This window comes from Clostridium sp. AM34-11AC (assembly GCF_003435375.1).
Classification (GTDB): Bacteria; Bacillota; Clostridia; order Lachnospirales; family Lachnospiraceae; genus Pilosibacter; species Pilosibacter fragilis.
Map to the genome: position 1 here is coordinate 22,720 of NZ_QWGL01000036.1, position 6,000 is coordinate 28,719.

5 protein-coding genes are annotated in these 6,000 nt (G+C 46.8%); 1 reads left to right on the plus strand and 4 read right to left on the minus strand.

Translation table 11 applies throughout. The features are described from left to right. Positions 1-234 precede the first annotated feature (234 nt). A complete protein-coding gene (locus tag DW826_RS15325) occupies positions 235-1,044 on the minus strand; it encodes an L-2-amino-thiazoline-4-carboxylic acid hydrolase (RefSeq protein WP_181968091.1) in 810 nt (269 codons plus the stop codon). Between the two features lie 29 nt (positions 1,045-1,073). Here DW826_RS15325 and DW826_RS18115 point away from each other — a divergent pair, with 29 nt between their 5' ends. After that, a complete protein-coding gene (locus DW826_RS18115; RefSeq protein WP_181968092.1) occupies positions 1,074-1,454 on the plus strand; it encodes a hypothetical protein in 381 nt (126 codons plus the stop codon). Between the two features lie 275 nt (positions 1,455-1,729). On the opposite strand, the gene DW826_RS15330 is transcribed toward DW826_RS18115, so the two are convergent. The 3 genes from DW826_RS15330 to DW826_RS15340 form a co-directional block, all read right to left on the minus strand. Beyond that, positions 1,730-2,668 carry a 2-dehydropantoate 2-reductase gene (locus DW826_RS15330; RefSeq protein ID WP_117553141.1) on the minus strand — a complete coding sequence of 313 codons (939 nt, stop codon included), beginning with the start codon at positions 2,666-2,668 and terminating at the stop codon, positions 1,730-1,732. Between the two features lie 17 nt (positions 2,669-2,685). Beyond that, positions 2,686-3,879 carry a M20 family metallopeptidase gene (locus DW826_RS15335; protein ID WP_117471117.1) on the minus strand — a complete coding sequence of 398 codons (1,194 nt, stop codon included), beginning with the start codon at positions 3,877-3,879 and terminating at the stop codon, positions 2,686-2,688. 306 nt (positions 3,880-4,185) lie between these two features. Continuing rightward, complete coding sequence (locus DW826_RS15340) at positions 4,186-5,718, minus strand: sodium/proline symporter (RefSeq protein WP_117553142.1); 1,533 nt, start codon at positions 5,716-5,718, stop codon at positions 4,186-4,188. Positions 5,719-6,000: the final 282 nt, after the last annotated feature.

The window sequence follows — 6,000 nt, forward strand, 5'->3', positions numbered from 1 at the left end:
CGGCCGGTGCCCCGCCACCGCCGGAAACTCCGAATATTTCACAAAGCCGATCTTTGCAATCAAGCACACGGTGGACCGGCTCGCAGAAAATGATTTTTCCGCCCGCGTCGATGTTCTTCGAAAGGAAGTCATCGCCAATGTCTCCCCTGAGCTCCGCTCCCCACTTTCCGTGATCTCCGGCTACGCAGAAAAAGGACTGGCAAAACACCGTAATGCTTTTTGCCAGTCCTATTTTTAAATTCCTAATCTTTCAAAAAAATTCTTATAAAATTCTGTTTTCAACAGTTCTTTAGCACCATAACGGTCATACTTATTCCACAGTGGATCATCATCCATATTAACATATAATGGAAAATGTTTATCTGCAAATTCTCTGCTAAGCTTTTGATGCATTTCCGTTGACTCCTGTATTAAATGTTCTGCAGCATCCTCCGCCCATACATGAAGTGCCTTTGTCATTACTTTTACCGCCTGATCTGGACATTCCTCATATAAAACTTCCAACATATAATAGTAAACTCTTACACATAATGAAGAGAATCCCGATTTACCTGCTTCAGCTGAACCGTCAATCTGAGGGACCTTATAACCTGGATCATATTCCGCAAAACACTTCGCTTTCTTGTCGGACGGAACATTTGCCTTTCTCAAAACAACGTGGAAATCGCAATAGCCATCCCCATCTTGTGTCAGGGTCTGTGCCAGATTAACCTGAGTCAGACCAAATGCATATTCCTGATAGCATGCGCGATGAAATTCTTCACAATAAATTCTTCCTATTCTTCTTGCATCATATTGATCCCAAACTTCTGCCATCGGGCAAACAAGTGTATGTGAATTTCTTTCTTCATCTGTCAATTTCAAGCGATCCCTGCGAAATCTCGGATCTGACGGCAGATCACTGCATACGGCAAACAGACTATGCATATTAATTTTTACACCCAGTGCCTCATGCTTTTCTCTTCGAGTTCGACCACGGTCTTTGCCATATCGCCTCGTTGCTTCGCGGACGATTCGTTCCCCCTTTTCTCCAAGAGCGTTCATAATCTCTCTTGCGAGCAATGCATACATAATTGTATAACTATCAAAAAAAAGATTCTATTCCCGCATCTGTGCTGGCAGATTATCCTATGGTTGTTCACCCTAATTTACATTCCGGACCATTTTCTGATATTTTTTCCCGCTTAGGAATCCCAGAAAACAAAAATCGTATTATTGCTGGATCCCGTGCTATTATTTATGATACTCTTGAACATACAGATGCTTATTATGTGTCTTCTGATTTAAAACAGGGCTACCGGAAAATAGAAACTCCCAAAAATTTACGTTCTTTTCTAATTGATGGATGCACAATTACTTCTGAAATTGGCTGGATCCGACATGAAGACTATACGCTTTCTCCTATTGCCAAAGAGTTCATTAAAGAATTAACTTGGATGTTTCAAGAATTGTAATTATCATTTTTTCAATAACAGTTATGACTTTTATCGATAACAATACTATGTCTCACGATATAAACTTTGGGGGTGTCGGCAATCGCAACACCCCTTGTGGACTTTCAACGCAGACTGGCGGTAAGTTCATCATACTTAGAAACGTGCGCCGCAAGGCACACGCAAAAAAATGCTGCCTGCAAAATTAATCTGCACGCAGTATTTTTATACGATTCTATTCGCTTTTGAATTTCTGTTATTTTTCTTTCAGTTCATCCACCTTTTGCAAGTATTCTTTATCTTTCTTTCAGCTCATCCGCAATCTTCTTATACACTGGCATCGGAACATGGTACTTCTCGCCCATGCGGACCACCTCATATACGAGCCCATCGATCTCTGACTGCTTTCCTTCCATCACATCTCTCTGCATGGATGTCGTGGACTCCGGTGCGAGATGGGATAAGATCTCAAGGTTGACTTTCACATAGTCTCTCTCAAACGGAACCCCCATCGCCTCCGCCAACGCCATGATCTCGCGGATCATCGCCTTGAACGCCTCGCGCTCCTCGCCCTCTCTCTGAAAATCTGCCGCTGTGGCATGATAGTAAAGGCCTGCAGCACCGATCGGGGATACATAGGAGAATTTTTCCAGGGCATCCCGGCGGATATTTTCAGAGAGTTCTCCGGATATTCCGCTGTCGTTAAAGTCCTTCGCAATCTCCTTAAGTTCTTCCTGGAACTCGCCCTTTTCCTTGACGCCAAATACGACCCGCAGGATCTTTCCGTGCTGCACAAGGGCACCCGGTTCCTCGATATTCGCGGACACATAAATACAGCCGTCTGTTACAAGAATTCCCGGGAGCTTTTCCTGCAGGCGGCTTCCCGTTCCATAGATATTGAGGACCGGGATCACAATCGTGCTCTTCTTTGCGATCTTCCGGATAAAAGGCACCGTGCTGTCCAGGGAATATCCCTTGACACACACGAGGATCACATCCGGCTTTTCTTCCTCCCCTGCTGTCTCGATCTTTTTCTCATAAGATTCCATATTCTCCGCCTGCACTGGGATCGTCTCCACAGTTTCATCCCAGAGATGGCGGACGGTAAGTCCATGTTCCTTCATAGCGGCAAGATGAGCATTTCTCGCAATCAGCGTCACGTTTTTTCCCGCCTTTGTCATATAGGCACCAAGAATTCCTCCGGTGCCTCCTGCACCGATGATCAGATATTTCATAATATTTTTCTCCTCGATCAGTCTGCCTGATGCTCTACCTCATAGGCATGTTCTTCCTTGATCTTTTTTAACGTCTCCGGCTCACGGATCAGATCAAGGGCTGTAAATGCAAGAACCTTTGCACCGAGAAGGATCGAATCCAGTCCTTTCTGTGAGCATGCCGCCGCAACCATCTCTTTACTGTGGCCCTTGATCGGCTCGTCGCTGATATTGATGGTCGGCTGGATCGCCGGAACGACCTGGGATACATTTCCGATATCTGTCGACCCCATAAGGCGCTCTCCTGCCGGATCTGCAGTCTCTCCAAACAATTCCAGATTCTTCGCATAAACCGCATCAAAGGATGGTGTCGGAACCATATTTTCTACCCAGTTCTGATACGGCTTCATGCTGCCCTTTGCGCCCATTGCCATCGCGGAGGCTTCCACGATCCGCTCTACCTTAGCGTAAACATCCTTTAATGTGGAAGCTGCAGCAGCCCGCAGATAAAATTTTGCTGCCGCGTAATCCGGTACCGTGTTCGGTGCCTGTCCGCCGTTTACGATGATCCCGTGAATCCGCACATCATCACTCAGATGCTGGCGAAGAGCATTGATGGAGTTATAGGTCTGGATCAGCGCGTCTAAAGCATTGATTCCCTGCTCCGGTGCCGCAGCCGCATGAGACGCCTTACCCCAGAATTCAATATCGATCGGAACACATCCAAGTGTTTTTTCTGTAAGGCGATGTCCCACACCCGGATGTGCGGAAAGAGCCGCGTCAACGTCCTTGAAATATCCCTCGCGGACAAAGCTTCCCTTCGCACTTCCGTTTTCTCCGCCTTCCTCTCCAGGTGTTCCGTAGAGGCGGACCTCTCCGCCGACCTCATCGATCACGCTCTTTAACGCCGCAGCCGCCAGAGAAGAAGTTGCTCCAAACAGGTTATGTCCACAGCCATGTCCAAGTCCTACAAGGGCATCGTACTCCGCAAGGAAAACCATGACCGGACCGGGTTTCCCGGATTTATAGCTCGCCGCAAAACCGGTTCTGTGACCTGCCGCCGGCATCTCTACTTCAAATCCCACGCTCTTAATCTGATCTGCAAGACGCTTGGAAGCGAAAAACTCATAATTGCTGACCTCCGGCTTCTCATGGATCTCCAAAGCGATCTGCTGATATGTCTTGCCGTTTGCCTCTACATAATCCACAATTTTCTTCTGTAATTCGTCCATTATCCACAATCTCCTTTTCTTTTATCCCATAAATTCACTGCAGTATTCTTATAAGGAAAAAGGCCTGACAAAAACCTACTTGTCAGGTCTCTTAATGCGTATTATAGTTCTTTTCGCCTGAATTTTCCAGTCTTTTCTTCCGATTTCACTGATCTGTTCCGGCAATTATTTGTTACTGTTCACGCCTTGCGCAAACAGTAACTGATTTTGCCGATGCTTCGCATTCCAAATCGGCAAAATCCACTACCACCACTGTATTGTACGGAATTTTCAGTTCAGAAAATTCCTACCCGTGTACAGTAACAATTATTTTCCTGCTCTTACTTCCTCAAACTCCTCCTGGATCTCCTTTGACGGCTCATCGGTCGCAAGGCTGACAACAATCAGACAGAGCATTGCAATGATAAACGCCGGAAGAAGCTCATACACATTCCATGCACCGCCCAACGGGCGAACGCAGTATTTCCATACAAATACCATGACTCCGCCTGCGATCATGCCGACAAGAGCACCGTTCCTGTTGGAACGTTTCCAGAATAATGCCGCAAGGACCACCGGTCCGAATACAGCGCCAAATCCAGCCCACGCAAAGGACACGATTCCAAATACGGAGCTGTCCGGATTTCCTGCCAAAAATACTGCGATCACTGCGATAAAGAGGACCGTCGCCCGGGCAACATGGATCGTTCTCTTCTCCGTAAGGTTTACGCCAAACATCCCCTTTAACAGGTTCTCAGAAACAGCGGAAGATGCAGCAAGAAGCTGGGAATCTGCGGTAGACATCGTGCAGGCTAAGATTCCGGCAAGTGTGATTCCCGCACCCACGATCGCGAGGAATCCATGCTGGCTTAAGAGTGTCGCAACCTGAATGATGATCGTCTCCGAAGCGGATCCCTTTAACTCTGCCATCACGCCATTCTTTGAGAGACTGTAACCGACAACGCCGATAAAGATCGCAACTGCCATAGAGATTACGACCCATACCGTCGCGATTCGTCTGGAAAGTGATATATTCTCCTCGCTTTCCGTCGCCATAAAGCGGAGAAGCACATGCGGAACTCCAAAGTAACCAAGCCCCCAGGCAAGAGTAGAGACGGTTGTTATGGTTCCATAAGAGGAAGCGGTTCCTGCCTCGCTGTTATATGTAGCTGTTAATGATAAAAAGCCCGGCAGTTCTTTCGCATTTTCAAGAACATTCTGAACTCCGCCGCTCATGGATACACCGAAACATACCACAAGGACAAGCGCGATCGTCATAACAATACTCTGGATCAGATCCGTAAAGCTCGCTGCCATAAATCCACCGAGTGCCGTGTAACCGACAATGACGACAGCACTAATCAGCATAGCCGCCGTATACGGAATTCCGAATAATGTGGAGAACAGTTTTCCACATGCCGCGAATCCGGACGCTGTATACGGGACAAAAAAGATAATAATAAAAATTGCAGAAATTCCCAATAACAGTTTCGAGTCATCGCAATACCTGTTTGCAAAGAAATCCGGCAGTGTGATCGAATTCGTCTTTGCGCTGTATCTCCTGATGCGTTTCGCCACGATCAGCCAGTTTAAATAGGTACCGATGGCAAGTCCGATCGCAGTCCAGGATGCGTCACAGATACCGCTGAGATAAGCCACTCCCGGCAGTCCCATCAGCAGCCAGCTGCTCATATCCGATGCCTCCGCACTCATGGCCGTCACAAAAGGACCTAATTTTCTTCCGCCAAGATAGAAATCGCTGGAGTCATTGTTCCCTTTAGAATAGAAGAAACCGATTGCCAGCATCATCACCAGATAGGCAATGATCACAAGAAAAACACCGATGATCGCTCCATTCATTTTTCATACTTCCTCTCATTTTAGTCTGCTATATTAGTTTAATAAAGCGTTAATGTAGTTTAGTATATCAGAAAATGGCCGGATTGCAAGTGTTTTCCGGGGATTTGCATCCGAAAAAAGGTCGGCACATTTCCCGTGCCGACCTTTTCCTGTCTTTCTTCAATTTTCATGGGAGCTTGATTTCGGTATCATTACCGCTTCTCATCCCAGCTTCCGTCCTCCCGGACAAACCAGCCGTCCGGTGTTGTGGTCAAGCTTTTTTGTAACACTTGTGGCTAAAAA

Bases quoted from the DNA above. Each gene is read 5' to 3' on its own strand.
- DW826_RS15340 (WP_117553142.1), bottom strand. From the start codon at position 5,718: ATGAATGGAGCGATCATCGGTGTTTTTCTTGTGATCATTGCCTATCTG.
- DW826_RS15330 (WP_117553141.1), bottom strand. From the start codon at position 2,668: ATGAAATATCTGATCATCGGTGCAGGAGGCACCGGAGGAATTCTTGGT.
- DW826_RS15325 (WP_181968091.1), bottom strand. From the start codon at position 1,044: ATGAACGCTCTTGGAGAAAAGGGGGAACGAATCGTCCGCGAAGCAACG.
- DW826_RS15335 (WP_117471117.1), bottom strand. From the start codon at position 3,879: ATGGACGAATTACAGAAGAAAATTGTGGATTATGTAGAGGCAAACGGC.